The organism is Halopenitus malekzadehii, assembly GCF_900108505.1.
Classification (GTDB): Archaea; Halobacteriota; Halobacteria; order Halobacteriales; family Haloferacaceae; genus Halopenitus; species Halopenitus malekzadehii.
Genome location: NZ_FNWU01000003.1, coordinates 1 through 25333, shown reverse-complemented (window position 1 = coordinate 25333; position 25333 = coordinate 1). Strand labels below are relative to the sequence as shown.

The 25333-nt window shown below is 67.1% G+C and carries 24 protein-coding genes and 1 pseudogene; 9 read left to right on the top strand and 16 right to left on the bottom strand.

All coding sequences use genetic code 11. The features are described 5' to 3' along the window. Window positions 1-86 precede the first annotated feature (86 nt). The 3 genes from carB to BLW38_RS07330 all read right to left on the bottom strand — a co-directional run bounded on the left by carB (window position 87) and on the right by BLW38_RS07330 (window position 4469). Window positions 87-3410, bottom strand: a complete 3324-nt coding sequence (carB, locus tag BLW38_RS07340) for a carbamoyl-phosphate synthase large subunit (protein WP_092816506.1) — start codon at window positions 3408-3410, stop codon at window positions 87-89. Between the two features lie 183 nt (window positions 3411-3593). Next, on the bottom strand, window positions 3594-3800 hold the full coding sequence (locus BLW38_RS07335) for a helix-turn-helix domain-containing protein (protein ID WP_092816504.1): 207 nt from the start codon (window positions 3798-3800) through the stop codon (window positions 3594-3596). Window positions 3801-3938: 138 nt separating this feature from the next. Next, complete coding sequence (locus tag BLW38_RS07330; RefSeq protein ID WP_092816502.1) at window positions 3939-4469, bottom strand: DUF5815 family protein; 531 nt, start codon at window positions 4467-4469, stop codon at window positions 3939-3941. Window positions 4470-4600: 131 nt separating this feature from the next. Here BLW38_RS07330 and BLW38_RS07325 point away from each other — a divergent pair, with 131 nt between their 5' ends. Beyond that, window positions 4601-4957 carry a DUF5518 domain-containing protein gene (locus tag BLW38_RS07325; RefSeq protein ID WP_092816500.1) on the top strand — a complete coding sequence of 119 codons (357 nt, stop codon included), beginning with the start codon at window positions 4601-4603 and terminating at the stop codon, window positions 4955-4957. Between the two features lie 108 nt (window positions 4958-5065). On the opposite strand, the gene BLW38_RS07320 is transcribed toward BLW38_RS07325, so the two are convergent. The 4 genes from BLW38_RS07320 to BLW38_RS07305 all read right to left on the bottom strand — a co-directional run bounded on the left by BLW38_RS07320 (window position 5066) and on the right by BLW38_RS07305 (window position 11185). Continuing rightward, window positions 5066-6775, bottom strand: a complete 1710-nt coding sequence (locus BLW38_RS07320) for a tryptophan--tRNA ligase (RefSeq protein WP_092816498.1) — start codon at window positions 6773-6775, stop codon at window positions 5066-5068. Then, on the bottom strand, window positions 6772-7908 hold the full coding sequence (gene endA / locus BLW38_RS07315) for a tRNA-intron lyase (RefSeq protein WP_092816496.1): 1137 nt from the start codon (window positions 7906-7908) through the stop codon (window positions 6772-6774). Before endA ends, BLW38_RS07320 begins: the two co-directional genes overlap by 4 nt. Window positions 7909-7961: 53 nt before the next feature. Beyond that, entirely contained in the window at window positions 7962-8759 is a 798-nt protein-coding gene (locus BLW38_RS07310) for a topoisomerase DNA-binding C4 zinc finger domain-containing protein (RefSeq protein WP_092816494.1), read from the bottom strand. A gap of 77 nt (window positions 8760-8836) precedes the next feature. After that, window positions 8837-11185 carry a DEAD/DEAH box helicase gene (locus BLW38_RS07305; protein ID WP_092816492.1) on the bottom strand — a complete coding sequence of 783 codons (2349 nt, stop codon included), beginning with the start codon at window positions 11183-11185 and terminating at the stop codon, window positions 8837-8839. A gap of 137 nt (window positions 11186-11322) precedes the next feature. On the opposite strand from BLW38_RS07305, the gene BLW38_RS07300 reads away from it, so the two are divergent. Both BLW38_RS07300 and BLW38_RS07295 read left to right on the top strand, forming a co-directional pair. After that, on the top strand, window positions 11323-12522 hold the full coding sequence (locus BLW38_RS07300; RefSeq protein WP_092816490.1) for an NAD(P)/FAD-dependent oxidoreductase: 1200 nt from the start codon (window positions 11323-11325) through the stop codon (window positions 12520-12522). Between the two features lie 144 nt (window positions 12523-12666). Continuing rightward, window positions 12667-13014, top strand: a complete 348-nt coding sequence (locus tag BLW38_RS07295) for a helix-turn-helix domain-containing protein (RefSeq protein ID WP_092816488.1) — start codon at window positions 12667-12669, stop codon at window positions 13012-13014. 55 nt (window positions 13015-13069) lie between these two features. Here the strand turns inward: BLW38_RS07295 and BLW38_RS16215 are convergent, their stop codons facing one another. The 5 genes from BLW38_RS16215 to BLW38_RS07280 all read right to left on the bottom strand — a co-directional run bounded on the left by BLW38_RS16215 (window position 13070) and on the right by BLW38_RS07280 (window position 16004). Continuing rightward, the gene (locus BLW38_RS16215; protein ID WP_177167460.1) at window positions 13070-13243 is read right to left on the bottom strand and encodes a hypothetical protein; all 174 of its coding nucleotides are present in this window, start codon (window positions 13241-13243) and stop codon (window positions 13070-13072) included. Between the two features lie 3 nt (window positions 13244-13246). Beyond that, window positions 13247-13396 carry a DUF5615 family PIN-like protein gene (locus tag BLW38_RS16815; protein ID WP_177167459.1) on the bottom strand — a complete coding sequence of 50 codons (150 nt, stop codon included), beginning with the start codon at window positions 13394-13396 and terminating at the stop codon, window positions 13247-13249. After that, entirely contained in the window at window positions 13396-13668 is a 273-nt protein-coding gene (locus BLW38_RS07290) for a DUF433 domain-containing protein (protein WP_092816486.1), read from the bottom strand. The genes BLW38_RS16815 and BLW38_RS07290 overlap by 1 nt, the downstream gene beginning before the upstream one ends. Before the next feature lie 63 nt (window positions 13669-13731). Continuing rightward, complete coding sequence (gene mdh / locus BLW38_RS07285; protein ID WP_092816484.1) at window positions 13732-14646, bottom strand: malate dehydrogenase; 915 nt, start codon at window positions 14644-14646, stop codon at window positions 13732-13734. Window positions 14647-14696: 50 nt separating this feature from the next. Then, complete coding sequence (locus BLW38_RS07280) at window positions 14697-16004, bottom strand: O-acetylhomoserine aminocarboxypropyltransferase/cysteine synthase family protein (RefSeq protein WP_092816482.1); 1308 nt, start codon at window positions 16002-16004, stop codon at window positions 14697-14699. Between the two features lie 199 nt (window positions 16005-16203). On the opposite strand from BLW38_RS07280, the gene BLW38_RS07275 reads away from it, so the two are divergent. Further along, on the top strand, window positions 16204-17358 hold the full coding sequence (locus tag BLW38_RS07275) for a 60S ribosomal export protein NMD3 (RefSeq protein WP_092816845.1): 1155 nt from the start codon (window positions 16204-16206) through the stop codon (window positions 17356-17358). Between the two features lie 111 nt (window positions 17359-17469). On the opposite strand, the gene BLW38_RS07270 is transcribed toward BLW38_RS07275, so the two are convergent. The 4 genes from BLW38_RS07270 to BLW38_RS07255 form a co-directional block, all read right to left on the bottom strand. Beyond that, window positions 17470-17664 carry a UPF0175 family protein gene (locus BLW38_RS07270; RefSeq protein WP_021073996.1) on the bottom strand — a complete coding sequence of 65 codons (195 nt, stop codon included), beginning with the start codon at window positions 17662-17664 and terminating at the stop codon, window positions 17470-17472. A 387-nt stretch (window positions 17665-18051) separates the two neighbouring features. Further along, window positions 18052-20055, bottom strand: a complete 2004-nt coding sequence (locus tag BLW38_RS07265; RefSeq protein WP_092816480.1) for a helicase C-terminal domain-containing protein — start codon at window positions 20053-20055, stop codon at window positions 18052-18054. Window positions 20056-20158: 103 nt separating this feature from the next. Beyond that, window positions 20159-20428: a DUF7561 family protein gene (locus tag BLW38_RS07260; RefSeq protein ID WP_092816478.1), complete on the bottom strand. Its 270-nt coding sequence runs from the start codon at window positions 20426-20428 to the stop codon at window positions 20159-20161. 69 nt (window positions 20429-20497) lie between these two features. Next, the gene (locus tag BLW38_RS07255) at window positions 20498-21124 is read right to left on the bottom strand and encodes a hypothetical protein (protein ID WP_092816476.1); all 627 of its coding nucleotides are present in this window, start codon (window positions 21122-21124) and stop codon (window positions 20498-20500) included. Window positions 21125-21234: 110 nt separating this feature from the next. Here BLW38_RS07255 and BLW38_RS07250 point away from each other — a divergent pair, with 110 nt between their 5' ends. The 5 genes and pseudogenes from BLW38_RS07250 to BLW38_RS07230 all read left to right on the top strand — a co-directional run. Further along, window positions 21235-22074 (top strand): hypothetical protein, encoded by an 840-nt coding sequence (locus BLW38_RS07250; RefSeq protein ID WP_143040824.1) that lies wholly within the window; start codon window positions 21235-21237, stop codon window positions 22072-22074. Beyond that, window positions 22071-22781 (top strand): hypothetical protein, encoded by a 711-nt coding sequence (locus BLW38_RS07245; protein ID WP_092816471.1) that lies wholly within the window; start codon window positions 22071-22073, stop codon window positions 22779-22781. Before BLW38_RS07250 ends, BLW38_RS07245 begins: the two co-directional genes overlap by 4 nt. A gap of 106 nt (window positions 22782-22887) precedes the next feature. Continuing rightward, the gene (locus BLW38_RS07240; RefSeq protein ID WP_092816469.1) at window positions 22888-23217 is read left to right on the top strand and encodes a transcription factor S; all 330 of its coding nucleotides are present in this window, start codon (window positions 22888-22890) and stop codon (window positions 23215-23217) included. Between the two features lie 304 nt (window positions 23218-23521). Then, window positions 23522-23953 (top strand): annotated as a pseudogene (tnpA, locus tag BLW38_RS07235) (IS200/IS605 family transposase). Further along, the coding region (locus BLW38_RS07230; protein WP_092817920.1) for an RNA-guided endonuclease InsQ/TnpB family protein at window positions 23950-25333 on the top strand (1384 nt) is incomplete at its 3' end. The pseudogene tnpA and the gene BLW38_RS07230, both read left to right, overlap by 4 nt.

Genomic DNA, 25333 nt, shown 5'->3' with positions numbered 1-25333 from the left:
GGCTATGGGTGGCGAACCGGGTAACGACTTCGGCGAGTTCCGACCGTGTGCGCGGACGCGAATCGGTCAAGGACGACGGAGGCGGACTACTCGGCCGCGCCCCAGTCGGCGACGCGCTTCGGGCGGTCCGAGACCGCCATCACGTCCAGATCGTCGTCGGCGTGGTCGAGCGCCTCGAGGGCGGCCTTCGCGCTCGCCGGCGTGGAGAAGTAGGTGATCTCCTCCTCGACGGCGACCTCGAGCAGGTCACGCTGGCGGGAGACGATCAGGTCGAGTTCGCCCGAGCGGGCGGCCTCGATCAGATCGGTGGCCGTCGACAGCTCGAAGTGCTCCGCGAAGCCGTTGACGAGCGCCTCGCCCGCCTCGGTGCCCGGGTCGGGGAACTGGTCGGCCGAGAGGTCGACGACGGCGGTCCCCTCCTCGGGGATCGGCTTGCCGGTCGCGTCCTGGGCCTTGTCGTAGGCCTTGCCGAACGACGTCGCGGTGCCCATCACCTCGCCGGTGGACTTCATCTCGGGGCCCAGACGCGGGTCCGACCCCGGCAGGCGGTCGAACGGGAGGACGACCTCCTTCACGCTCAGGTGTTCGGGGATCTGTTCGTCGACGTCGAGGTCCGCAAGCGACTCGCCGGCCATCACCGTGGCGGCGATCTTCGCGATCGGGACCCCGGTCGCCTTCGAGACGAACGGGACCGTCCGCGAGGATCGGGGGTTCGCCTCAAGCACGTAGACCGTCGGGTCGGCGCCGGGATCGTGGACCCCGGTCACCGCGAGCTGGACGTTCAGGAGGCCGACCGTATCGAGCGCGGTCGCGATCTCCTCGGTGACCTCGCGCACGCGGGTGAGCGTGTCATCGTCGAGCGAACGCGGGGGGATCATACACGCGGAGTCGCCGGAGTGGACGCCGGCGCTTTCGACGTGCTCCATCACGCCGCCGATGAGGACGTCCTCCCCGTCCGCGACGGCGTCGACGTCCAGCTCGACCGCGTCGTCGAGGAACTGGTCGATGAGGATCGGCTTGTCCGGCGAGACGCGAACCGCCTCCTCGATGTACTCCTCGAGCTCCGCGTCGTCCTCGACGACGCGCATCGCGCGGCCGCCGAGCACGTAGGAGGGACGCACGAGGACCGGGTAGCCGATCCCGTGGGCGAGCTCGAGCGCCTCCTCGCGACTCGTCGCCGTGCCGCCGGCCGGCTGGGCGATCCCGAGGTCGTCCATCAGGGCGTTGAAACGGTCGCGGTCCTCCGCGAGGTCCATCGCCTCGACGGAGGTCCCGACGATCTCACAGTCGAGGTCGCGGCGCTCGAGTTCCGCCTCGAGCGGCTCGCCGACGTTCACCGAGGTCTGACCGCCGAACTGGACCATCACGCCGTCGGCGTCGGTCGCCTCGACGACGTCGGCGACCTCCTCGGCGGTGATCGGCTCGAAGAAGAGCCCGTCGGAGGTGTCGTAGTCCGTCGAGACGGTCTCCGGGTTGTTGTTGATCACGTGTGCGTCGATCCCCATCTCGCGGAGCGCGCGCACCGCGTGAACCGCACAGTAGTCGAACTCGACGCCCTGCCCGATGCGGATCGGGCCGCCGCCGATGACGACGACGCTCTCGACGTCGGGGTCGATCCGCTGGAGCTCGCCGTAGTCGCTCTCGCCGCTGCCGGCGTCGGCGCCGGCGAGGTACTCGGGCAGGCGCGCGGAGTAGTAGTAGGGCGTTGTCGCCTCAAACTCCCCGGCACAGGTGTCGACCTGCTTGAACGTGCGGCTCGGCGTTGATGAGGTGACCTCCTCGACGGAGACCGTCTCGATCGTGCCGCCGTCGGTCGAGGTCGTCTGCGGTTCGACGTCCGCGGGCGCCTCCGAGGAAGCTGCGTCGGCGATCTCGGCGTCGGTGAAGCCGGCGATCGCCGCCTCCGTGAACTCGCCGTGTTTCGCGCCCTCGTGGGCGTCGGCGATGCGTTTGAACCGCTCGACGTACCACTCCTTGATCCCGGTGAGATCGCACATCTCATCGACGGTGTAGCCGCGCGAGAACGCCTCGAAGATCGCGTACGGACGGTCCGGCGTCGGCGTCTCGAGGTAGTCGTCCTCGAGCGTCTCGTCGTCGACGTCGACCCAGTCGACGGCCGGGTCGTACTCCGAGGAGCGCAGCGCCTTGAGCATACTCTCCTCGAAGGTCCGGCCGATCGACATCGCCTCGCCGGTCGATTTCATCGCCGTGCCCAACTCGAAGTCGACGTCGTCGAACTTGTCGATGGGCCAGCGCGGCACCTTCGTCACGACGTAATCGATGGCCGGCTCGAAGGCGGCCGTCGTCTCACCGGTGATTTCGTTGTCGATCTCGTGAAGGCGCTTGCCGAGCGCCACCTTCGCGGTCACGCGGGCGATCGGGTAGCCGGTCGCCTTCGAGGCGAGCGCCGAGGAACGGGAGACGCGCGGGTTCACCTCGACGACGCGGTACTCGCCGCCCGGCGTGCCGTCATCGCGCCAGGCGAACTGGATGTTACAGCCGCCCTGGATCCCCAGCTCGCGGATGACGCCGAGCGCGGCGTCGCGCATCTCTTGGTGGCCGTCGTCGGGGATGACCTGCGAGGGAGTCACGACCGTCGATTCGCCGGTGTGGATCCCCATCGGGTCGATGTTCTCCATGTTGCAGATGATGATACAGGAGTCGTCGGCGTCGCGCATCACCTCGTACTCGAGCTCGACCCAGCCGGCGATGGACTCGGTGATGAGGACCTCGCTGTTGCGCGAGAGGCGCAGTCCCTTGCGGACGCGATCGACGAGTTCCTCGAACTCCTCGACGACGCCGGAGCCGGAGCCGCCGAGGGTGTAGGTCGTCCGCGAGATGACCGGCAGGCCGCCCACCTCGTCGACGGCGTCCTGGACGCGCTCGCGGAACGCCTCCTCGTCGAAGTCGGTGACCGACTCGTCCTCGCCCAGCGAGATCGTCGTCGACGCGGGAACCGGCTGACCGATGTTCTCCATCCGTTGGCGGAAGAGGTCGCGGTCCTCGGTCGCGTAGATGGTGTCGAGCGGCGTTCCCATGATCTCGACGTCGTGTTCCTCGAGGATGCCCTGCTCGGCCAGTTCGGCGGTCACGTTGAGGCCGGTCTGTCCCCCGAGCCCGGCGATGACGCCGTCGGGGTTCTCCTCGTGGATGACCTCGGCGATCGCCTCGGGCGTGATCGGCTCGATGTACACGCGGTCGGCCATCTCCGGATCGGTCATGATCGTCGCCGGGTTCGAGTTGACGAGGACGACCCGGGCACCCTCCTCCTGCAGGGCGCGACACGCCTGCGCGCCGGAGTAGTCGAACTCGGCCGCCTGCCCGATCTGGATCGGGCCGCTCCCGATGAGCAGGATGGTGCGGTCCTCGGACGTCTCCGTCGCCTCGGAGGCCACTGCTGAGTCGCTCATTATGCGTTCGGAGTGCGTACATCGTAATAAGGCCGGCGAAAGAATGCGATTCTCGAAGGAGTTTTTCGAAATTCGCAAGTTATGGCGTCACGTACCACGATCGAGGTCGTCCCGGCGACGTTCCTGCTCGGCCACGCCGCTAGTCAGCCGTCATCATCACGCTCCGCGGCTTCCGGCTGCGGGTCACGTGTTGAGTCGGTATCGGTAGGGGCTGTCGGCGATCACTTCGACTTCGCCACGTTCGGCCCACCGTCCCAACACGGTTGCGACACGATGCGGGTTGTCGAACTCCTCGCGCTCCTCGAGCAGCGAGAGGATCTCCCGCGCCGTCAACGGCTCATCGGCCTCGGCGAGCACACCGCGCAGCGGTTCGAACTTCCGGGTGTGCATACGTCTTACGTACGGGAGCCACACACATAGCGTTCAGTGAGACAGGAGTCTGACGTTCGTCGGACACCGTCCGATCGCTTATATACCCGACCGCTATGCGGCCGGATCCTCGGTCTCGAGGTCCACCTCGGCGTTCGGCTAGGCGTACGGATCCTCGGCCTCGAGGTCGCGTTCGGCCCGGTATCGATCGACGAACTCGGCGACGTCGAACTCGGTCATCTGCTCTTCGAACTCCCGCAGTGCGCCGTCGTCCTCGGCGTGGCTCACGGCGTGTTCCATCAACTCGATGACGAGCTCGACGATCACCTCGTGAAGCCGCCGGGAGTCGAAGTCGGTCACCCAGACGAGCGCGTAGCCGACGTCCGCGTTCTCGGAGGCGTCCTCGGCGACCACTCGGTCGGGGAACTCCTCCAGAACGACGCCGAGCAGGTGTGGCGTGCCGAACTCGGGCATCTCCTCGCTGGTCGTCTCGACCGCCTCGCGCAACACCTCGACGAGGAACTCCGGCAGGAACCGCTCCGGGGGATGGACGTCCATCACCACCGCGTGCGTCTCCCCGCACGCGCAGTCGTACTCGCGCATCCCGAGATCGAGGTCGCCGTGCCCGATCGTCTCCCCGCACGGGAGTTCGATCGCGTCCGCCGTCCCCGGGACGCGTGGTTCGCTCATACCCGCGGTTGGCGCGTCTCGGGGTTAAAAGGCGCGGAACGACGCGATCGGCCGATCAGTCGAGATCTCCCACGGTGTCCCGGAAGTGGCCCGTGCCCGCATTTATACCCGATGCCGACCTCATCTACGGTATGGACACCGACGGCAACACCCTGCTCAACGCCGCGATCGGCGCGATCGCGACCACCGTCCTCACGTGGGTCCCGCTGTCGCCGATCGCCGGCGGGATCCTCGCCGGCTACCTCCAGGGCCCGGATCCCGAAGACGGCGCGATCGTCGGCGGCCTCTCCGGGCTGTTCGCGTCGGTCCCGTCGATACTGATCCTCCTCGTCGTGCTGGCGTTCCTCCCGCTCGTCCCCGACGCGGTCGTCGGCTTCTCGATCGCGGTGCTCGTCGTCCTCGCGATCCTGGCGATCCTCGTCTACTGGGTCGCGCTGAGCGCGATCGGCGGGCTACTCGGGAGCCATCTCCGGACCGAGATCGGGTGATCGTGGTTGGGTGACCGTGGTAGGGTGACCACGGGGGTCGCGAGGAACCCGACGACGACGCCAATCAGCCGTGAGGACCTCGGGGTACCGTGGATCGCTGACCGACCGTCAGTGTTCGCCGCCGGTGCCGCGTCGGTCGGATTCGAAGTCGATGTCCATCCCCTCGAGCAGCGCGGCCGCCTCCTCGCGTTTCTCCTGGTGATCGGCGAGGAACTCACGCATCAGCTCGGCGGCCTGTTCCTTACACCCGCCACAGAGCCGGTCCCCGTCTTCACACTCCTCGTAGACCGTCCGCGCCAGATCGTCGTCGTCGTTCGCAAGCAGGTAGGCGTACAGCTCGTAGACCGGACACTCGTCGGGTTTGCCGCCCAGCTCGCGCTGCTCCTCGGCGGTCGATCGTCCGCCGGTGGTCGCTGCCTTCACCTTGTCGTATCCGTCCTCGGGATCGTCCAGCAGCGAGATGTGGCTCGCCGGGATCGACGAGGACATCTTGCCGCCGGTGAGCCCGGACATGAACCGGTGGTAGATCGAGGACGGCTGGCGGAACCCGAAGCCGTCGTGGTCGAGCTCGACCTCGCGCGCGAGCGTTTCGGCGACCTCGTGCGTCAGGTCGAAGGCGTCGATGTGCTCCTCGAAGACCCGCTTGTCCCCGTCGACCCGGCCGATCAGGTCCTCGAAGGCGTCGTCGGTCGCGTTCCGGTCGAGGAACCGGACCCGTGGACGGAGCGGTTCCTTCCCGGCCGCGCGGAGCTTCTCGATCGCCGGCCCCTTCGCGTCCGTCAGATCCGGCGTCGGATCGTACGTGTCGAGCCAGTCGGCGGCGTCCGCACAGCGAACCCGGTCCGCCGTCGCCGCCTCCATCTCCGTCCCCTGGTCGGCGTCCGCTGCCACGTTACCGCCGTCCGCGCCCCCGTCACCGGCGGCCGCGAGCGCGTCGTAGGCCGCCCGGACGAGCTGCCGTTCGTCGTCGGTCAGCTCGAAGCTCGCGAACGCCTCGGTGACCTTGAAGTACCGCATCCGCTCGGAGAGGTCCCGTGCGAGCCGCAGGTGGGGGTCCTGGTCGGGCCCGACCGGCACGACGGTCGGCTTCGGACCGTCGACGAGCTGCGGGTAGAGGATATCCGCCATCTGGGTGATCGTCGACTGCATGTGCGAGACGTTCGTCTCGCCGTCGAAGCCGTACAGCGCCTGCAGCTCCGAGAAGTTCGCCTTCGACCCGAGTTCGAACGCGAGGTCCTGTACCTCCCGGTTGTCGGACTGCCGATAGACGGTTCCCTCCTCGGGATCGAATCCGAGCGCGATCAACGAGAGGACGTAGCTCCGGGCGTGTTCGTCGATCTCGTCCCAGGAGAGCCCGCGCGCGGAGTGGGCCTCCAGGTCGGCGATCAGCCCGAAGGCGTCCCCGCCCTGCTGCTGGTGCCAGATCAGCTCGTCGAAGACCAGCTTGTGGCCGATGTGGGGATCGCCGGTGGGCATGAACCCCGACAGCGCCGCGAATGGGTCGTCGTTCGCCATCGCGTCGGCGACCGCGTCGTACTCGCGGTGGCCGAAGATGACGCCGCGACGCATCAGGTAGTGGGGATGGGGAACGTCGGGGAGGACGTCGTCGAACTCCTCGATCCCGAACTCCTCGAAGAGCTTCCGGTAGTCGTCGACCGTCGCCGATCCCCACGGGTCGAGCTCCACGTCGTCGGCCCCGGCTGCGGTGTCGGTTCCTCCGTCGGTCACGGTCCCGCGGCCCGCGGCGTTCGCATCGGCGTCGTCGCGCGCGTCGGCGGCGGTGGCGACCTCGCGTGGCGTGTGATCGTCGTCGGTCATGGAGTGAGTCGATCTACCGAGAGGTAGTCGATGGAACTCGCGTCGGTCAGCGCAAAAACCATTCGCTTGCGGACGCCGCCGGCAAGCCGGACGTCGAGCGACAGCTCCCGCGGGACGAACGCGTGGTCCGGCTCGATGACGCGAACCAGATGTTCGGAGTGTGGCAGGTCCTCGACCGTCCCGACGTCGAGGTACGTCCGGAAGTCGGCACCGAACTTGAACCCCGTCTTCGGGACGATGTCTCGGTTGCGTAGGTCCCTGTAGATGCGACGACGTCGGTCGAATTTTTTCCCTTCGACGGCGCGCCCGCGTCCGCGGATCGCCGCGGCAGCGCTTCCGTCATCGTCACTGCTGACGCCGCCGTGAGTGCTCCCCTTACCCACCGGCTCCGAGAGCGCGAGGGTCTCGGTCAACCGCAACGACCCGGTTCCGGCCAGATACGCGGCCTCGAGCAGCGACAGCTGGAGCGCGCCGTCGAGCGTCGCAGCGCGTCCGGATAGCGGGCGTCCGTAGAACCCCCGGTCGTAGAGGTCCGTCGGCGCGTCCCAGACGACGACCCGGTCCGCGAGCAGAACGCCCGTGATCCCCTGGGGTGCGTCGTAGTCCGTTCCTCCGGCCGGATCGATCGCGGCCGTCTCGAAGTACGTGATGTCGCTCTCCTCGTCGACGACGGCGAGCGTCGTCCCCGCGAGTCCGGCCGCCGGGATCGACTCGCGCTCGCCGACCACACGCAGCCGGTGGGCGATGCCCCCGCTCGGCGGGCTCTCGCCGCGTTCGTACACGATGAAGTCCGCGTCCGTCCCCGCCTGCCGGTCGTGTCCCGGCCAGCCCTCGCGCGTCGGTGAGAGGTAGAACCCCCGGTCCCGGAGGTCCGCGTACACGAGGAACCGGACCGCGAACCGGTCCTGCACGGCGGCCGCGTGGACGAAGAAAGCCTCGAACCCGAGGTCCTCTCCGTCGACGCTCACCGCCCCGAGATCCCCCCGGAACAGGAGGTGTGCCGCCTCCAGCGGCGTGAGCGAAATCGCGTTGCCGTCACGCGGGCGCCCGTAGCCCCGCGAGTCGTAGAACCGCTGGCGGGCATCGCCGCCCACCTGTATCCCGTCGTCGCGGAGTTCGCCGTCCGGTTGCATACCTGACCGGCCGGGCGGCGGTCCTAAACGGGTTGCGGTCCGTGGATGACGACTCAGGCTCCGGGCGGCTCGGCGTCCTCGCCGTTCTCTCCGCCGTTGCCGTTGCCACTCCACGCCTCCCACGCCTCGCAGGTGCCGTCGAGACAGCGTCGCCCCGTGGCGCTCTCGAGGATCGGCAACCCGCACGGGCAGTCGTCGACGACGACCCCGTCGGGGATCGAGAACGTCGTCTCACACGCCGGATACGCGTCACAGCCGAGAAAGACCCGGCCGGTCGCCTGCTGAACGCGGAGGTCCGAGCCGCAGTCGGGACACGTCCAGACGCGGTCGAACCGGTCGACGACGGCGTCCGCCAGCGAGTCACAGGAGACGTCCAGACAGACGGTGAAGGCCTCCCCCCGCTCGACGCGAAGCAGGGGAAGTCCACACTCCTCACAGCTCCGGTCGAGCACCGTTGCACCCGTCGGAAGCCCGTATCGGTCCTTACAGCCCGTGCAGGCGACGTGCCCGCCCGACCGGATCAGCGCGGACGCACAGTCCGGACAGCTTCCGACCGGGAGCCCGGCCTCGGTGACCGGGACCTCGATCCCGGCCTCCTGCTCGTGGGTGATCACCCGAAGGGTTCGGTCGCCGTCGCGCGCGGTGACGGTGAACCCCGCGGCGTCGGTCTCGATCGCCACCGAATCGGGCCGGGTGAGCCACTCGATCGGCTGGTAGCCGTCGGCGTCGTGGACGAGCGTCGTGTTGTCCGGCTTGACGACGACGACCACGCGGCCGCGCTGGGTTCGCTCGCGGGTGCCGCTCAGGGTCGTGGTACAGTCACCGGCCAGAACGCGGAGTCGCGATGGCATACGCCGTCTGGCGCGGCATCGCCTTTGAACCCTCCCTGGGCGTGGGGCGTCGGCAGCAACTTCGCTGTCCCGATCCCCTATTCGACGTCGACGGCGCGGCTCGCACGCACCGGGAACAAGGGATGGTCGGGGAACGTCACCTCGACCACGAAGGACAGCTCTGCCGCGTCCGGCGGTCCGAACACACCGACGGGAACGGTCGCCTCACCGTCGAGATAGACCGTCTTCGCGTGCATCTCGACGTCGTTGACGGTCACGCGGACGCCGACTCGGGCGCCGCCCCCGTGGTTTCGAACCGTCACCTCACACAGCTCGTTGTCCCCGGTTCCGACGCGCTCGGGGAACGACCCCCACTCGACGTCGATCCGCGGGAGATCGCCGGCAGCCTCGACTATCCGGCTCGCGACGCCCTCGCTCATCCCGACTGCCTCGAGGGTGCTCGGGTCGGCTTCGGCCACCACGGTCGGCGAGTCGAGCCCCGCGTCGGCGAGTCGGTCGGCACGGTTCGCGCCGACGCCCTCGATCGCCGTGAACGCGACCGCCTCGCGGGCGACGCCGTGATCGAGCCGTGCCTCCACGCGACGCGCGAGATTGGCCGCGCGCGGGCCGGCAAAGCGGTCGAGGAACTCCGTCAGCGCGGCGATCAACCGGAGCGCGTTCTGCCGGATCACCCACGCGTCGGACCGGAGGTCCGAGGGGACCGCGTCGTCCATACTCGCCGCCAGGATCGCAAACACCTTCCGGTGGCCCTCCTCGAGGCTCGTCTCGAGATCGGACGCCGAGAGGATCCGGTCGATCGCGTCGGCCTCCGCCGACCGCGCGGAGACGGAGTCGAACTCGCCGGCGGCGGCGATCGCCTCGAGGATCGAGGCCACCGACAGCGAGTCGCGCTCGGCCAGTTCGTGGAAGCGGCTCGCGGTATCGAGCCGAAGGTAGTACTTCGAAGCGAGTCGCCCCACCGCGGTCGGTTCGATCCCCAGATCCGCGTCGGTCTCGACGAACCCGTCCGTGACCAGGTCCTCGAGCGTGTCCCGGACGCGCTCACGGATCGAGTCGAAGTCGTACCGCTCGGGTTCCGAGCGCGCGCGCACGAAGTAGAACGTCGTCTCGATCCAGTCCATCACGTCATCGAGGTCGCGGATCGTCCCCATCGCGATCTCGGCGTTGAGGTGGCCCGGGAGGTCCTCCGCGAGCCGTGACTCGATCGGCTTGCCCTCCCGGAGCAGCCGGCGGTACCGGTCGGCGTCGGACCGGTCACAGACGACCCAGCCGTATCCGATGTCGTCGTAGCCGGGGCGTCCGGCTCGACCCAGCATCTGGAGCACGTCGAGCGGCGAGACGTCGGTCTCGCCCGCCAACGGGTCGTGATACTTCGTGTCCCGAATGATCACACAGCGGGCCGGGAGGTTCACGCCCCACGCCAGCGTCGACGTCGAAAAGAGGATCGAGATCAGCCCCTCCCGGAACCACTCCTCGACGCGGTCGCGGTCGTCCTTCCCGAGCCCGGCGTGGTGGAAGCCGACCCCGTCGAGGACCGACTGTCGGAGCGTGTCGTTCGTGAGCTCCTGTGCCGCCGTGTGGAAGTCGTACTCGCCGCGCGCGCCGACCGGGACGTCGCGCTCGGCGATCTCGTCGCGGGCCTTCTTCGCGGCCTGGACGGTGTCCTGTCTGGAGGAGACGAACACGAGCGCCTGCCCGTCCTCGCGGATGTGGGGCTCGGCCAGGTCGAACGCCCGGTAGAGCCGGCGGTACTTGTCCGCGAAGGCGTTGTCGCCGTGTGAGTAGGTCTTCACGTCGGTTTCCAGATCGACCGGGCGATACTCGTCACCGAACTCGAAGGTTGCCTCCGGCGGCGCGTCGAGCCAGTCGGCGACGTCCCCGACGTTCGACATCGTCGCCGAGAGGGCGACGATCCGCGGGTCACAGATCCGGCGCAGCCGTGAGACGACGACCTCGAGGACGCCGCCCCGGCGGTCGGAATCGAGGAGGTGGACCTCGTCGATGAGCACGCAGTCGACGTCGCCGATGAACGAGTAGCGCGCGGAGTCGTGTTTCCGCGTCGCCGAGTCCGCCTTCTCGGGGGTGATCACGATGACGTCGGCGCGTTCCGCCTGTCTAGGGTTCAGGTCGCGCTCGCCCGAGACGACGTACACGGAATAGCCGAGATCCTCGAAGCGCTCCCACTCGCTTTCCTTCTCGTTCGTGAGCGCGCGCAGCGGCGCGACGAACAGCGCCGTCCCGCCGTCGGCGAGGGTCTTGCAGATCGCGAGCTCGGCGAGGGCGGTCTTACCGGACCCCGTCGGCGCGCTCGCGACCACGTTCTCGTCGGTGTCCAACAGGGCGGGCAACGTCTCGCGTTGCATCCGGTTGAACTCCTCGAAGCCGAACGCGTCGGCGAACTCCGGGACCGCTTCGGCGACCTTCATCGTGTCCCTCCCCGGGACGGCCTCCCACGCATTGTTCGAAGTGGGGCGCCTCGTGGGGAAAGGCGTTTCCTCTCGTTGAGGGCGTTTCCGCTCGCGGCCGGCGAAACCACTATGCGAACCGGAACCGATCGACCGGTATGACACGTGTTGCCGTCGTCGGGTCCGGCGTCGCAGGATTGAGCACCGCCTACCGGCTCGCGTCGGACCACAACGTGGTCGTGTTGGACCGGGACGCGATCGGAAACGGAACCTCGAGCCGCGCCTCCGGAGTGATCACGACGCCGGTCGACTACCCCGACCAACCGGCCTGGAGTCGGCACGCGATCGAATTCTTCCGCGAGTTGGACGGGACCGGGGTCTTCGAGTGGACCGACCGCGAGTACGTCCGCGGGGTGCGACCCGCGGACGTCGAGGCGGCCCGGGAAACGGCGACGTCGAACGACGATACCGGCAGTTCCGACGCCGGTGACGGCGTCACCGACGTACAGCTCGTCGATGCCGACGCGTACGCGGACGTCTTCGACCCCGAGGCGCCTTACGAGAAGGCGCTCGTTTGGCCGGGAACCGGCTACTTCGACGTCGACGAGTTCCTCGCGACGATGCACCACGAGTGTGTCCGTCGCGGCGTCGAGTTCCGGCCGGACACGACCGTCGAGTCGGTCCGCGTTACGGACGGTGCTGTGGCGGGCATCGAGACGGAGTACGGTTCCGTCGACGCCGATGCCGTGGTGGCGGCCGCGGGCTCGGCCACGCCGGACCTGCTTGCGGACGTCCTTCGGGTCCCGATCCGGCCGTTCACCTGGAACGTCGCGTACCTCGAGGTCGATCTTCCCGACGGAGTCCCGATGGGCGGGGATTCGATCCTCGGCGCCTACTGGCGCGGCACCCGGGACGGTCGGCTGCTCGTCGGGACCGAACACCAGTACGGCGGATCGGGCCGGGCCACGGCCCCGCCCGAGGACCCGCGGGAGATCGGCGACGAACTCGATCGACTGCTCCGCGAGGATCTCCCGGGAATCCTCGCAAGCGTCGACGCGGACTCGACGGTGGTCCGCTACGAGTGCTGTCCGATGGCCGACGCGACCACGCCGGACGCGAAGCCGATCATCGACGCGCCGGCCGAGGCCCCGGACGGCCTCGTCATCGCGGCCGGATTCCACGGCGCGGGCGTGATGGCCGCCGACGCGATCGGCACCGCGGTCCGGGCGCGCCTCACGGACGAGCCGGTCCCGTTCGCGCTCGAACCCCTCTCGCTCGATCGCTTCGAGACGCGGGAGATCGACTTCCCGTTCCGAACGATGTTCCAGGGATCGGTCACCGGATCGGCCGAGGAGTGACTCGAGGACGTCGGACGGGATTCTCCGACGACGCCGGAAGGAGCACCCCAACGACGCCTGATCGCGATCGCGGCCCCGTGGACGGACCACGAACACTCGTCCCGAGACGGGAGCCCTATCACCATCGGGGACGGATCGACCGCTATGTCCAAGTGGCTCCACAGCGGTCGCCGCCGCGACGTCTGTGCGCTCCTGTACGAGGCGGGGAGCCTCCGCGCACAGCAGTTGAAGAACCGGATCACGTCCCATTACAACGAGCGGATCGACCCGCAGTCGTTCCACGCGATGCTGACGGCGCTCGAGGAGTCGGGCCACGTCGAGTCGCGGACCGAAGGGATCGCCGACGTCTATCGGCTCACCGACGCCGGAGTGAGCGCGCTGCTCGACCACTACGACTGGCTCTCGGAGCGGATCGAAGGTGGTTCCGAGCGGATCGAGGGGGAAAAGGAGGACGGCGCGAAAAGCGGGAGTGGTGACGGCTCCAACGCGTGAACGACCCACCGATCCGGAACCTACCTACCGATTTGCTTGCAACCGAACTGGCGAGCTAGAGCCAGCCGCCCGGCACCGTTTCCAGTATCTCGGCGTCGGATTCGTATGCGGCGTCGATTCGCTCTATTGCCGCCACGACTGCACTGGGAGTCGGGTCCGTAACTTGATCATACACTAGCAGCCCGTGATCGCCGCCCACCACATAAAAGTCCTCGTCGTTCGTGAACACGACCTATCCATCACGTTCGGCGCGTGCGACGATCTCGCGGTCCGGAGCATCGTGCCTGAGTTGCTCGTCGACCGTCGTTGCCGTGAGTCGATCGTGTTGTCGGAACGCGGTGACGTATTTTCGTGGAACGTTCTGGTCACACAGCAGCCGCACTACTCGGCTCTGGTCGTCGCGTCGATCGTTCGCTTTCGCGCCTCCCGCTGCGTGCGGAGCGTAGCCATCACCTCGGGATGGTCATCGTAATACGCGAGTGCAGCCCGAACGTGATCGGCGTCGATATCGAACTCGTCGGCGGTTTCCTCGACCGTCCATTCGTTCCGACGAACTGCTTCGCCGACCTGCAGCACGCCGATGCGCGTGCCGGCAATCCGTGGCTTCCCGTGAAGTACCTCCGGCGTATTCACGATCTGGATCGCGGAACTCATTGAGCGAAGATACGACGGCTTCCGAAATAAGGGTTCGCTTCGCTAGAGTTCGACGCGCGGCCGCTACGCGATCTCGGCGTACTGCTCGGAGAGCTTTTCGGCCGCCTCAGCGAGCAGCTCGCGCTCGTAGTCGTCGAGGTCCCACTCGACGATCTCCTCAATGCCGTTCGCCCCGAGCTTGGCGGGCACGCCGAGGGCCGTGTCCGTCTGGCCGTACTCGCCGTCGAGGACGACCGAGCACGGGAGCACCTCGCCGGTGTCCTCGAGGATCGCCTCGACGACGTGGGCGACGCCGGTCGCCGGCCCCCACTGAGTGGCGCCCTTGCGCTCGATGACGTCCATCGCGGACTCCTGGAGGTCGCCCAGGATCGCCTCGCGCTCGTCGGCGTCGAAGCTCGGATCCCGGCCGTCGACGCGCACCTTCGAGAAGACGGGCACCTGTGCGTCGCCGTGCTCGCCGAGGATGGTGGCCTCGACGTTCCGGACCGGCGTGTCGAACCGATCCGCGAGGACGTACCGGAACCGGGCCGAGTCGAGCCGGCCACCGAACCCGACGATGGCGTGGCGGTCGCGATCGCCGGATTCGTAGAGGTGCCGGTTGAGGAGGTCCACCGGGTTCGAGGTGGTCACCGTGACGAAGTCGTCGTTGTGTTCGGCCAGCGAGGAGCCGATGTCGTCCATGATCGGCGCGTTGTCGCCCGCGAGGTCGATCCGTGTCTGACCGGGCTGACGGGGGATCCCGGCGGTGATCACGACCACGTCCGAGCCCGCGGTGTCCGCGTAGTCGCCCTGGCGAACGGTCGTGTTCGCGTCGTAGGCGACGCCGTGATTGACGTCGGCGGCCTGACCGACCGCTTCCGGTTCCTTGTCCGGGATGTCCACGAACACGAGCTCGTCAGCGACGTCACGCAGCGCGATGTTGTAGCCGGCCGCAGCACCCACGGTGCCCGCGGCGCCGACCACGCTTACTTTGGTCATACCGTCTGATACCGGGGGCGGAACGCCCCTAATCGTTTCGGCGAACGATCCTACTCCGTCGCGGTTTCGATCGCCTGATCGAGGTCGGCGATGACGTCCGCGGGGTCCTCCAGGCCGACCGAGATCCGGACCATGTCCTCCGTGACGCCCGCCGAGAGCAGCTCCTCCTCGCTGAGTTGCTGGTGGGTCGTCGAGGCGGGGTGGATGATCAGGGTCTTCGCGTCGCCGACGTTCGCCAGCAGCGAGGCGATCTCGGTGCTCTCGACGGTCGTCTTCGCGGCGTCGTAGCCCGCCTCGAGCCCGAAGGTGATCATTCCGCCGTAGCCGCCGTCGAGGTACTCGCTGGCGGCGTCGTGGGTCTCGTGGGTCTCGAGTCCGGGGTAGTTGACCCAGCTCACCTCGGGGTGGTCGAGGAGGTGTTCGGCGACGATCGCGGCGTTCTCACAGTGGCGCTCCATCCGGAACGGGAGCGTGTTGAGCCCCTGGATCGTCTGCCAGGAGTCGAACGGCGACTGCTGGCAGCCGAGGTCGCGCAGCCCGCGGGCGACGGCGGCGTAGGTGAACGCCGCGTCGCCGAACCGCTCGGTGAAGTTGACGCCGTGGTAGGCGGGGTTGTCGCCGCCGATCTCCGGGTACTTCTCCGCGTGCTCGCCCCACGGGAACGACCCGCCGTCGACGAGGACGCCGCCGATGGTGGTGCCGGCGCCGTGGATCCACTTCGTGGTCGAGTGCCACACGAGGTCCGCGCCGTGATCGAGCGGGTTACAGAGGTACGGCGTCGCGAACGTGTTGTCGACGAGGAGGGGTGCGTCGTGTTCGTGGGCGACCTCGGCGATCGCCTCGATGTCGGGCGTCACGAGTGCGGGGTTGCCGATCGTCTCGAGGTGGACGTAGGCCGTGTCCTCGTCGATCGCCTCCGCGTAGGCGTCGACGTCGAGCGTGTCGACGAAGCGGGTGGTAACCCCCTTTCGCTCGACCGTGTGGGAGAGATACGTGTAGGTGCCGCCGTACAGCGAGGAGGCGGAGACGATGTTGTCGCCGGGGCCGGCAAGCAGGAAGGTCGCGAGGTTCAACGCGGCCATCCCGGAACTGGTTGCGACCGCGGCGATGCCGTTCTCGAGGGAGGCGATCCGCTCCTCGAGGACGGCGTTCGTCGGGTTCATGATCCGCGAGTAGATGTTGCCGGGCTCCTCCAGCGCGAACAGCGACGCCGCGTGATCGGCGTCGTCGAAGGCGTACGACGTCGTCTGATAGATCGGCGTCGCCCGCGATCCCGTCGTCGGGTCGGGCTGTGCGCCGGCGTGGAGGCTGCGCGTGGCGAACCGTTGCGTCTCCTCGTCCGCAGGATCGTCTGCCATACGCGGCACATCGCTCCCGTCGGTGTTAAAGCCACACCACCGGTGCAGACGCTGCCGGCGTTCGCGATCCGTCACTTGGGTCTCCGTGTCACGGATGTGGACCGATCTCCGTTCTGCCCCGCGATCGCCGACGCCACCGACGTCGACGGAGCCGGGTGATTCGGTCGACTTAACCGGTCGAGTCACCTACCGCGAGGCAATGACCGACTCCCGCGAGTTCTGTCCCCGCTGTGGCGATCCGGTCGCGGATCGAGACGAGCCGCGCCCCGGCGAGCCGCGCACGCGGGATCGAAAGCTCTGTGACGACTGTTACTTCGAGGACTTCGATCTCGTCGACGCTCCGGACCGGATCGAGGTCCTCGTCTGTTCCGGGTGCGGCGCCGTCCGTCGCGGCGAGTCCTGGCGGGATGTCGGCGCGCGTGATTACACCGACGTCGCCGTCGATGAGACGGCCGAGGCGCTCGGGGTCCACGTCGACGCCGCCGAGGTGAACTGGGGCGTCGAACCCGAGCAGGTCGACCAGAACACGATCCGGATGCACTGTGAGTTTTCCGGGATCGTTCGTGGAACGCTCCGTGAGAAATCCGTGACCGTGCCGGTCAAGATCTCCCGCGGGACCTGTGACCGATGCGGCCGGATCGCCGGCGGCTACTACGCCGCGATCGTTCAGGTCCGGGCCGACGACCGCGACCTTACCCCCGCAGAACGGGATCAGGCGCTCGAGATCGCCGAAACCCACGTCGCTGACCAGGAGGAAAAGGGCGATCGGGAGGCCTTCATCACCGAGGTAAACGAGACCGAGGACGGTCCGAACGTCAAGATCTCTTCGAACGGGTTGGGTCAGTCGGTTGCGACCCGGATCGTCGAGCGGCTCGGCGGGAGCTTCGAGTCCTACCCGACGCTCGTGACCGAGGACGGAGACGGTAACGAGGTGTATCGCGTGACCTTCGCCGTTCGGCTGCCCCGCTACGCGGCCGGCGAGATCATCGACCCGAACGACGGCGACGGGCCGGTGCTCGTCGAGAGCGTCTCCAACCGGATTCGGGGCACCCGGCTCGCCTCCGGCGAGGAGTACGTCTCCGAGTACGCGGAGGGCGAGACGCCCGATGCCGACCGCGTCGGCCGGCACGAGGACGCGACCGAAACGACCGTCGTGACCGTCGAGGACGAACACGCCGTGCAGGTGCTCGATCCCGAGACCTACGAGGCCGTCACGGTCCCGAATCCCGACTTCTTCGACGACGAGGACCGTCCCGACGCCGTGTCCGCGGTGAAACACGACGGCGACGTCTACCTCGTTCCCGACGAGGAGGAAACCGGCGCCGACGTCGAGGCCGACGCCGTCAGCGAATAATACGGACGGTTCGGGCCGAACGGTGCGGATGTACGGTCAACACGGCGCCGCCGCTCCCGTCGTCTCGACGAAAACGCGTCGAGAAGGGCCGCCGTGAGCCGTCGATCGGTCTCAGTCGGCGGTCGCGGCGACTGCGTCGGAGTCGAGCGCGGCGGCACGCTCGGACTCGGTGACCTCGATGTCGTGTCGCTCGAGCTGTTCGATGAACTCGGCCTCGCTGAGCCCCGCCTGCGCGGCCGCCTGCGACAGCGTCAGTGTTCGCGACCCGTACAGCGTGAGCGCGGTCGCCAGCCCGTGGGATGCCATACACGTCGGTGAGGCGTGAGGGATTATGAAGGTTACTATCTCCTAAGGGGTATATTGACACCTTATATGGTATAAGGTATACTGCAGGTGATCCGGCACAGCCACGGTGTGTATTAGGTACATATGTATTGACCGTTGGTTGTTACCACTGTCGAGGGGTTCTCACACGAGAACGGGATTCGATCACTACGACACCCTCGCGTTCAGGGTGCCGTCGATGACTGATCCGTGGGTTGCGAGTGGAATCACGATCGTGGGACACAGGAATTATGCGTGTTCGACCGCCTACTCAGCGTATGGACCGAGAGAAACTGTTCGCGCTGTTCTTTGCGTTCCTGATGGTGTCTTCGATGGTGGCCTGGGGCGTCTCCCTGATCTGACGCCCGGCTACCCGTCGCCCCAGACGTCGGAAAGCGGGTGATCATTGCGGCGCTTCGCGTCGCGTTCGGACCGGGTTTCGGCCCCGCCTCCGCCGCCGGTCGAGGTGCTGCGTGCCCCGCCACTCGTGGTTCCGGGTTCCGAATTCCGGTTCGTCGATGCCGATTCGGTGTTCCCGTCCTCCGCTGCACCGTCCGTCGACGCATCGCCGGTTGCGGTTGGGGTTTCCGTTTCGGCGTCGACGGCCTCCTCGGGAGCCGCAGCCGCGGTCGGCGACGGTGTCGCGTTGACACCGGACAGTGCCGCCGACGGGTCGGCCGCGGGGAGGTCCGGTGTCCGCATCGCTGCGACCTGGTCGGCGAACCACGGCGGGGTGTCGGCCCGCGCCCGGTCGAAGAGGTCGAGCAGCGAGTCGTCGGCCAGGTAGGTCGTCCCGTGGTCGTCCGGCGCGCGCACGACGCGCCCGCAGGCCTGGATCACGGTTCGAAGCGCGGCACGATGGTACCACGCCCACTGGCCCTCCTCAAGCCGGCGCGCGACGCGGGAGTCGTTCGTGTTCAGGTACGGCGCCTTGCAGATGACCTGCCATCGACACAGATCGTCTCGGAGATCGAGCGCCTCCTCCATCTTCACCGAGACGAACACCTCCGGGTCGTCGCTCGCCTTCCATACCTCCAGTTCATCGTCCCGGGTCGCCTTCGTGTGGCTGCGCATCCGCGGTGCGACGCCGCGATCGCGGAGTCGATCGACGAGCTGTTCGGCGATCGCGTACGAGTGGGCGTGGATCAGCCCCTTCTCGTCGGGATGACGAGCCATCAGGCGGACGACCAGATCGGCGATCCGGGGGATCGTCTCCGCGCGGTGCTCGTAGGTCATCTTCCCCTGCGTCACGTCGTACAGCGGGCGGTTCTCGAGCGGGAACGTGTGCTCGACGTCGACGAGCGCGACGTCGGCCGGGTCGAGCCCGACCCCGCGGCAGAATGCCTCCTTCGAGAGGATCGTCGCCGACAGCAGCGCGAAGCGGTTCCCTCGGTCCCAGACGGTGTGTTTCAGGTACCGTGCCGGGTCCAGCGGCTTGATCGTGATCGCCGTTCCTTCGCCGCCGGGCTGATCGACGACCCAGGTGGTCGGGCTCCGCGGGTCCCGGTAATCCTCGAGGAACCACCCGAGTTCCCCGATCAGCTCTTGGAGTCGGTCGCGGCGGGCGACCTCCGCGGGCTCCAGCTCCGGCCGGCCGACCAGCTCGTCCTTCGCGCGTTCGCAGGCGTCACGGAGCTGCTCGACGAACCGGGCGGTGCGGTCGAGCGGAGCGTGGTCGGGGTTCCCGTCGCCGTCACCGTTTCGACTACCGCCACCTTCTCGACTGCCGCCGTGACCGCCCGATTCGCCCGAGACGTCGGGCACACCGACGTCCTCCCAGACGGGAACGCGGTCCGGGGTGAGTTCGATCGTCGCGTACATCTCCGCCCACTCGGCCAGTCCGTGGGCCTCGTCGATCACGACCACATCCCGCGTTCCGAACACCTCGGACCCGGCGGTCTGCATGAAGTAGGCGAGCGTCATCGCGGCAAAGCGCCGTGAGGAGGCGATCGATCGGTCGGAAAAGTACGGACATCGGTGTTGGATGCTGCAGTCGAACCCGCGCTGTCGGGCACAGGGCGCGCGGTCGACCGGTGTGTCGTGTTCACCGGGGAGGACGCAGGCGTAGTTCGACTTCCCGCGGATCACGTTCAGGTCGTCGAGGAGATCGTCGGTCGCGACGTCATCGAGCTGTGAGACTTGCGGCGTCGTGTAGTATGCGCCGGTCGACTCCCGCGGTTCGGCCGCCTCGACCGACCGGGCCGCACCCATAATCGACCGCGCCAGGAGGGACTTGCCGCTGCCGGTCGGGGCACGCACGAGTACCACGTCGTTACCGGCCGCGAACGCGTCGTTGATGTCCTGTAGGGCGTGCTCCTGTGCGCCGCGAAAGCTCGGCGCCGGGAATTCGGCGGGGATCCGGTCGGGGTCCACACTCCCGGGTCCGTTGCGATCGGAGTAAAACTGTCGGGTCGATCGACACCGACGTCGGGGCCGTCTCGCCGTTCTCCGAGCGGGCGTCGGTTCCGTCTCGTCGCTACTTCGACGGGACGTCCGTCTCCGTCCCGTCCGCCGCCGTTCCCGCGTCGGTTTCGGCCGCGGCCTGCAGTCGCTCGACGTCCGCCGCGGTCGGTTCCGTGTCGTCGGGGAGCCGTTCCAGACAGTCGAAACAGAGGAAGAACTCGGAGCCGTCGACGAGCTCGAGCGTCAACCCCTGCGTCGACTCGAAGGCGAAGCTCCAGAGATCGCCGATCCCGCCGGCGATCCGCACGTCGGTGTCACAGACCGCACACGCCTCGGTCGCCATACCCGCAGTTCGGTCCCGACACGGATAGGGGTATCGCGTCGTTCGATGCCGGGATCCGCCGTGGCTGGCTCACGGCCGCCAGCCGTCCGGGTCGAGCCGCCAGGCGACGGCGATCGCGCCCGTTCCGCCGCCGAGTCCGACGGCAGCGGCCAGAACCGGCGTCGGCGACGCGGCGACGGCCGCGATCGCCACGACGAACCCCGCCAGGAGGACGATCGTGTGTTCACGGAGCGCTCCGACGACGACGGGTGCGACCGCGGTTCCGACCGCGGTTCCTGCGATCGCAAACGTACTCTCCGGTGTGAGACCGCCGACGCCGGCTCCCACGGGATCGCCGGTGACCGCGGTGAGGGTGCCGCCGAGGACGCCGCCGATCAGCGCGAGACCGAGGCCGATGGCGGGAATCACGAGGGACGTTCGCGGATCGATGGTCCGATCACGGACTGCGGCGGTACCCGCGACGAGCAGCGTTGCACCCGCCGCGTAGGCGGCCGGGTGAAGCACCGAGTGGCCGCCGATACCGACTCCGCCGCCCGTTCCGCCGCTACCCGGACCGCCGAGCGCCGCGGTGACGCCCGGCACCATCGTGAGGGCACCATCCAGGGTGCCGATCCCCGCCAGGACGACCGCGGCGATCGCAAGACTGCCCCCGATCCCGATCGACAGTACCCCGCCGACTCGTCGCGTGAATCGCATACCGGACGGAACACCCGTGACCGGCTAAAGCGCGTCGACTCCCACGACCGTTGCGCAAGCTTACTTATGTGTTGGCGTCGAAAAGGCGGTAGATGGGTGATCGCGATCGGATGACACTTCCGGAGGAGGACCGGGAGGGAGCATCCCCGGGGGACGACGAGTGGCCGGCGGAACTGGCGGAGCTCTCCGCCGACCGCCGGGAGGAGCTGCTCGCTCGTGCGGTCGTTCGCCTCGCCGAGGAGCGCGGGGTGGACGTTCCCGACTCCGAGACGCTCGATCGGGTTCGTGAGGGCCTCGATCGAACGGACGCCGAACTCGACCGGATCGAAACCGACGTCGAGACGCTTCGTGACGAGCTCGACGAGCAGATCGCCGACGTTCGCGAACGCGTCATCAGCGTGCTCCAGGAGGCCGAATCGCGAGCCTCGAAGGACCACACCCACCCCGAGATCGACGACCGCCTCGGGACGCTTCGATCGACGGTTCAGTCCGTCTCGACCCGGATCGACGACCTCGAAGGGGACGTCGACGCGGCCGAAACGCGTGTAGACGGGGTGCGTGCGGACGTGGACGCCCACGCCGAGCGCGTTTCGGACCACGACGAGAAGCTCACTCGGCTTGCGGGCGCGCTCGTAAACGCACAGCGCCGTCTCGACCGGCTCGAGACGACCCACGCACGGCGGGATGCACACGAGGCGCTGCTCGAGGAGGCGAACCGAAACGGGGTGGCTGAAGCCGCCTGTGAATCGTGTGAGAAATCGGTCCGGATCGGACTCCTCGGCCGCGCTCGCTGTCCACACTGTGACAGCCACTTCACCGGCGTCGAGCCGAAATCGGGCTTCTTCGGCAGCGCATGGCTCCTCGTCGGCGACCCGCCGGCGCTGGAGGGTGACACGACGGAGCCGCGCGAAGCGGCCGACGTCTTCGAGGGTGAGGGTGAGTCGGAATGAGCGAGGATGGATCGGCGGAGCCGGGCGACGAGCCGGAGTCGACGGAGCCGGCTGAGCCGGCTGAGCCGAACGGGACGGACACGTCCACGGACGAGGCGACCGAGATCGACCCGATCGATCTCTCGGAGTACGGGACCGACCGGTACCGCGCCGGAACGGATGGCACCGAGACGGATGATTCCGGTCCCGACCGCTCCGCCGCCGACCCTGCGGACACGACCGGTCGTGGGCGGGACGAACTGGACCGGATGGTCGACGAGCTCGCGATCGATGCGGATCCGACCGATGCGGATCCGGCCGATGTGGATCCTGCCGATACGGCTGCGGACGATCCCTTCGAGGCGATGGACGTCGACGTCGGTGAGGTGGACGTCTGGGGGACGCTCGAGACTGACGACCTGGGATCGGTTGAGTCAGCTCCCCCGACGGAGTCGGCCCTCGACGCCGAAAGCGGTCCCCGACCGAACGCGGCGACCGACTTCGCCGACGACGCCGGCGAGTTCGGGGAGTCGCCCGAGTACGACGACCGGGTCGTCGACAAACGCGAGTACTGCCAACGCTGCCCACACAGCACCGATCCGCCGACGATGGCCTGTACCCACGAGGGGACACAGATCGTCGAAGTGATCGAGATGGACCGGTTCCGCGTCCGGAACTGTCCGATGGTCTCGACCGACGGTCCGATGTTCGACCGCGTGAACGAGTGAACGAGAGTGGATGCGTGAGCACGGGCGCAAGAGGCTCCGTCGGTCCGGTCGGCTCTCGGAGCGAACCTTCAAGCCGCTCCCGGCCATAGCCCGGTAAACAGCACCGATGCAATTCTGTGACGAGTGCGGATCGATGATGGTGTCGGTCGACGGCCGAATGGTGTGTCAAAACGACGACTGTGGCGCGACGGCGGACCAGGACGACGATCTCGCGGAGCAGTTCGTCTCGACGGAACGACAGGGCGACTCCTCGCCGATCGAAACCGAGGAGAACGCGAACTTCGAGGGGAAGCCGACCGCGACCGACGTCGTCTGCGACGAGTGTGGCCACGGCGAAGCCTGGTACACGATCAAACAGACCGGCGCGGCCGACGAACCCCCGACGCGCTTTTTCAAGTGCCAGGAATGCGGCCACCGGTGGCGCGGCTACAACTAAGTGGTTCTGAATCCCTCGAACTAGTCGGATTTGGGCTGAACTCGGGTGCCAAAGATCGTCTCAATGTGCTATCCGGTAGATCACCGTTTCGAGATAACTTCGTTCTGTTGACTGAGCTTACGGAAAATTCGAGGCGAAAGCCTCGCCCTTCAGGGCGTCACCAGAACGCTCTGCGTTCTGGTTGCCCGCCAGACGGAGTCTGGCGACGGGGATGAAGCCGACCAACAGTATTCAACCGCCAACGATGGTATAGACGGGGTTCCAACGCAATCTTTAAGCCGTCCGACCGTGATAGTATGCATAGATTGTAAAGAGCACCCGTCACGCGAAATACGAACTCTACTACCACATAGTGTTCGTGCCGAAATCGGGCGGGACCGGAGGTCCCGCTGACCTCGCGGAACAGGGTTCCGCTCAGTATCGGCGTTCGCACCTGACGGGGTAGACGAAGGAACGTCTCGAAACCATCTTCGCGGAAATCTGTGAGGATAAGGGCCTCGAACTGGCCGAGTCCGAGGTCATGCCCGACCACGTACACCTGTTCATCGGGAGTCCACCGAAGAACGCCCCGTCGCTCATCGTCAACTGGGTCAAGGGCATCTCTGCGCGGAAGTACAACCAGCGGTACGACGACCGCGTGAAGTGGACTCGTTCGTACTACGTCGGTACGGCGGGCAGTGCCTCGAAGGGCGCTGTCGAACGCTACATCGCTGAACAGGAGGGTGGCGACGCATGAAGCGCGTCAACACCTTCGAGGTCATACCACAGACCGAGAACGACAAAGAGTGCCTCCTACGTCTACTCGATGCATCCGCTTCTCTGTGGAACGAACTGACCTACGAACGTCGTCAGAACTACTTCGGTGACGGCGACGTGTGGGACACTTCCGAGTACCGAGGACGCTACAACGGTGTCGTCGGAAGCGCGACTGTCCAACAGGTCACGCGCAAGAACAGCGAAGCGTGGCGGTCGTTCTTCGCCCTCAAGGAGAACGGCGAGTACGCCAACCCACCGTCGTACTGGGGCAACGAGGAGGACGGACGCGAACTCCGTACCTACATCCGCAACAACCAGTACACGATTGAGTGGGGCAAGCGTAGCCGTCTCGAAATCCCTGTCGGGCAAGAACTGAAAGACGAATACGGACTCGGCTACCACGAACGACTCCACCTCGAAGTCCGAGGCAACCCGAAGTGGGACGGCAAACAGGGTCGTCTGGAACTCGAATACGACGAGGTTAGCGACACGTTCAGGGCATTTCAACCAGTCACCGTACCTGATTCTCGACTGGATTCACGGAAAATCGAAGATTTTCCTGAAGTCGAAAACGCGAAGCGTTTTCGGAATTCACCACTGGCTTCGGAAGAAGCCGCCCTCGACGTTGGAGCGAACAATCTCGTCGCCTGTTCCACGACTACTGGGAACCAGTATCTCTACGACGGTCGGGAGTTGTTCGGACGGTTCCGCGAGACGACCGACGAAATCGCTCGCCTACAGTCGAAATTGCCCGAGAGACGAAGTCTCTCGGAATCACGGAAGACGGAGTCTTCCGGACGACTCTGTGAGAAACGCTACTCCTCGAAGCGGATTCGACGGTTGTACCGACAGCGGACGAAGCGCCGTGACCACGCACAGAACGCGCTGGTGCGCGACCTCGTTGAACGGCTATACGACGAGGGCGTGGCGACGGTGTACGTGGGCGACTTGACCGACGTGCTGGAAACGCACTGGTCGGTCAGGGTGAACGAGAAGACGCACAACTTCTGGGCGTTCAAGAAGTTCATCCACCGTCTCGCGTGTGTCTGTAAGGAGTACGGCATCAGCCTCGAAGCCGAGTCGGAAGCGTGGACGAGTCAGACGTGTCCCGAGTGTGGCGACCACGAGAAGACGATTCGCCACGAGGATACGCTGACGTGTCCGTGCGGTTTCGAGGGACACGCCGACCTCACGGCGTCAGAGACGTTCCTTCGAGAAAACAGCGATTGCGAAATCAGGCCGATGGCACGGCCCGTGCGATTCGAGTGGGACGACCACGACTGGTCGGGGAAACCACACCCTCACGAAAGTCCCAAAGAAGTGCGCACAAACCCGCAAGTTGCCCCGTGGGTCGGTAGCT

Excerpts from the sequence above, each read along its gene's own strand:
- carB (WP_092816506.1), bottom strand. The coding sequence starts at position 3,410 with ATGAGCGACTCAGCAGTGGCCTCCGAGGCGACGGAGACGTCCGAGGAC.
- BLW38_RS07335 (WP_092816504.1), bottom strand. The coding sequence starts at position 3,800 with ATGCACACCCGGAAGTTCGAACCGCTGCGCGGTGTGCTCGCCGAGGCC.
- BLW38_RS07330 (WP_092816502.1), bottom strand. The coding sequence starts at position 4,469 with ATGAGCGAACCACGCGTCCCGGGGACGGCGGACGCGATCGAACTCCCG.
- BLW38_RS07325 (WP_092816500.1), top strand. The coding sequence starts at position 4,601 with ATGGACACCGACGGCAACACCCTGCTCAACGCCGCGATCGGCGCGATC.
- BLW38_RS07320 (WP_092816498.1), bottom strand. The coding sequence starts at position 6,775 with ATGACCGACGACGATCACACGCCACGCGAGGTCGCCACCGCCGCCGAC.
- endA (WP_092816496.1), bottom strand. The coding sequence starts at position 7,908 with ATGCAACCGGACGGCGAACTCCGCGACGACGGGATACAGGTGGGCGGC.
- BLW38_RS07310 (WP_092816494.1), bottom strand. The coding sequence starts at position 8,759 with ATGCCATCGCGACTCCGCGTTCTGGCCGGTGACTGTACCACGACCCTG.
- BLW38_RS07305 (WP_092816492.1), bottom strand. The coding sequence starts at position 11,185 with ATGAAGGTCGCCGAAGCGGTCCCGGAGTTCGCCGACGCGTTCGGCTTC.
- BLW38_RS07300 (WP_092816490.1), top strand. The coding sequence starts at position 11,323 with ATGACACGTGTTGCCGTCGTCGGGTCCGGCGTCGCAGGATTGAGCACC.
- BLW38_RS07295 (WP_092816488.1), top strand. The coding sequence starts at position 12,667 with ATGTCCAAGTGGCTCCACAGCGGTCGCCGCCGCGACGTCTGTGCGCTC.
- BLW38_RS07290 (WP_092816486.1), bottom strand. The coding sequence starts at position 13,668 with ATGAGTTCCGCGATCCAGATCGTGAATACGCCGGAGGTACTTCACGGG.
- mdh (WP_092816484.1), bottom strand. The coding sequence starts at position 14,646 with ATGACCAAAGTAAGCGTGGTCGGCGCCGCGGGCACCGTGGGTGCTGCG.
- BLW38_RS07280 (WP_092816482.1), bottom strand. The coding sequence starts at position 16,004 with ATGGCAGACGATCCTGCGGACGAGGAGACGCAACGGTTCGCCACGCGC.
- BLW38_RS07275 (WP_092816845.1), top strand. The coding sequence starts at position 16,204 with ATGACCGACTCCCGCGAGTTCTGTCCCCGCTGTGGCGATCCGGTCGCG.
- BLW38_RS07270 (WP_021073996.1), bottom strand. The coding sequence starts at position 17,664 with ATGGCATCCCACGGGCTGGCGACCGCGCTCACGCTGTACGGGTCGCGA.
- BLW38_RS07260 (WP_092816478.1), bottom strand. The coding sequence starts at position 20,428 with ATGGCGACCGAGGCGTGTGCGGTCTGTGACACCGACGTGCGGATCGCC.
- BLW38_RS07255 (WP_092816476.1), bottom strand. The coding sequence starts at position 21,124 with ATGCGATTCACGCGACGAGTCGGCGGGGTACTGTCGATCGGGATCGGG.
- BLW38_RS07250 (WP_143040824.1), top strand. The coding sequence starts at position 21,235 with ATGACACTTCCGGAGGAGGACCGGGAGGGAGCATCCCCGGGGGACGAC.
- BLW38_RS07245 (WP_092816471.1), top strand. The coding sequence starts at position 22,071 with ATGAGCGAGGATGGATCGGCGGAGCCGGGCGACGAGCCGGAGTCGACG.
- BLW38_RS07240 (WP_092816469.1), top strand. The coding sequence starts at position 22,888 with ATGCAATTCTGTGACGAGTGCGGATCGATGATGGTGTCGGTCGACGGC.